General features: G+C 42.0%; 2 protein-coding genes. Both read right to left on the reverse strand.

Annotated features, from left to right (window positions below):
• Positions 1-124: 124 nt before the first annotated feature.
• Positions 125-1,003 carry a 16S rRNA (adenine(1518)-N(6)/adenine(1519)-N(6))-dimethyltransferase RsmA gene (gene rsmA, locus BDR01S_RS24495; protein ID WP_066249238.1) on the reverse strand — a complete coding sequence of 293 codons (879 nt, stop codon included), beginning with the start codon at positions 1,001-1,003 and terminating at the stop codon, positions 125-127.
• Entirely contained in the window at positions 996-1,556 is a 561-nt protein-coding gene (gene rnmV, locus BDR01S_RS24500) for a ribonuclease M5 (protein ID WP_066249235.1), read from the reverse strand. Before rnmV ends, rsmA begins: the two co-directional genes overlap by 8 nt.
• Between the last annotated feature and the right edge of the window lie 66 nt (positions 1,557-1,622).

The following is a 1,622-nucleotide window of genomic DNA, read 5'->3' on the forward strand; positions in this document are numbered from 1 at the left end:
GCCCTTTTTACTGTGCAATATACTGTGAATTGTGTTGGGAAATTGAAATTTATGTGATTTGCTATCGATTAGGTTTATGATTAACCGTTTGCACCTCAAAAATAGACCCCTATAATAATAGGGTCTAATGGAAAAACGGATATAATGCTTCGCTTAAGCGGCCAAATTCCTCTAAGGAAAGTGTCTCCCCTCTTCTAGTTGGGTCAATTCCGCTCGCACTTAAGGCTTGCAGGATGTCTTCCTTCTTTTGCTTCCCTTCCGGCAGCTGGCTGGTAAGGTTATTAAGCAAGGTTTTCCTTCGTTGAGCAAAGCTTGCCCTTGTAACTTGGAAAAAGAACGATTCATCTGTGACCGCAACTGCCGGCTGCTCCCTTCGTGTTAACCTGATGACTGCGGAGTCCACATTCGGCTGCGGTACAAACACTGTTTTTGGGACAATCATGACGGTTTCTGCTTCCGTGTAGTATTGGACGGCGATAGAAAGTGAGCCATAGTCCTTCGTTCCTGGCTTAGCTGAAATTCGGTCTGCCACTTCCTTTTGAAGCATGCAAACAATCCCGCGAATCGGCAAATGCTCTTCAAGAAGCTTCATGATGATTGGCGTTGTCACATAATAAGGTAAATTCGCAACCACCATGACATTGTCAATATCATTAAATTCTTCTTTCATAACTTCGGCCACATCTGCCTCTAACACATCGTTATGAATAATCTTAACATTGGGATAGGGTGATAAGGTATCATTTAAGATAGGCAGTAACCGTTGATCAATCTCAAAAGCAACGACTTTTTTGCTTGTCCGGGCCAACTGTTCCGTAAGTGCGCCAATACCCGGTCCAATTTCAATCGCTCCTGATTCTTGTGTTAAATCCGCAAAGCTAACAATCTTTTTTAAGATATTGGTATCAATTAAAAAGTTTTGACCTAAACTCTTTTTAAATGAAAAACCATATTTTTTTAAAATGTCTTTTGTCCTTACCGGGGTAGCAATATCCTTATTCATGTAGTTCCTCCTGACGTACAACCCTTAGTGCTTCTGAAAATTCTTTTCTTCCAATTTGGAACATCATTAAGCGCTTATGCAGTTGTTTTCCATTGGTATAACCAATTTTTAATATCTTGCCAAGCATGATTCTTCTCTCTTTAGCCCCTTCACCGCCGATCAGACCGGCTGTGATCAGGTCTTCTTGGGTTATTTCCTCTGCAAAGGTTTCATGCATGATTTGGGCATCCTTAAGAGCCTCTTGGATGGCTTCAGGGCTGGCATGTTCCACACCAAGGCTTTCCCCTACCTTTCCCATCGCCGCTTCCTTCGTTAAAAATGCATGTTTACAACCAGGAACAGCCTCAGCGATCGTCTTGCGGATTTTTTCACCGGGAAAATCAGGATCCGTAAAAATGATAACGCCTCGGGACTGTTGAGCGCGTCTTACTTTTTCAATCGTTGACTCATTCACAGCTGAACCATTTGTTTCAATTGTATCTGCATCAAGTGCCCGTTTAATTGCTGTCGTATCGTCTTTTCCTTCCACAACAATAATTTCTTTAATCTTCATTTAATAAAGTTAGCCTCCGTAATAAAAATTAGAAAAGCGCAGGCGCCCGTTTAGCGGCGTATGGAC

Source organism: Neobacillus drentensis NBRC 102427 (assembly GCF_001591445.1).
In the GTDB taxonomy this organism is placed as follows: Bacteria; Bacillota; Bacilli; order Bacillales; family Cytobacillaceae; genus Neobacillus; species Neobacillus drentensis.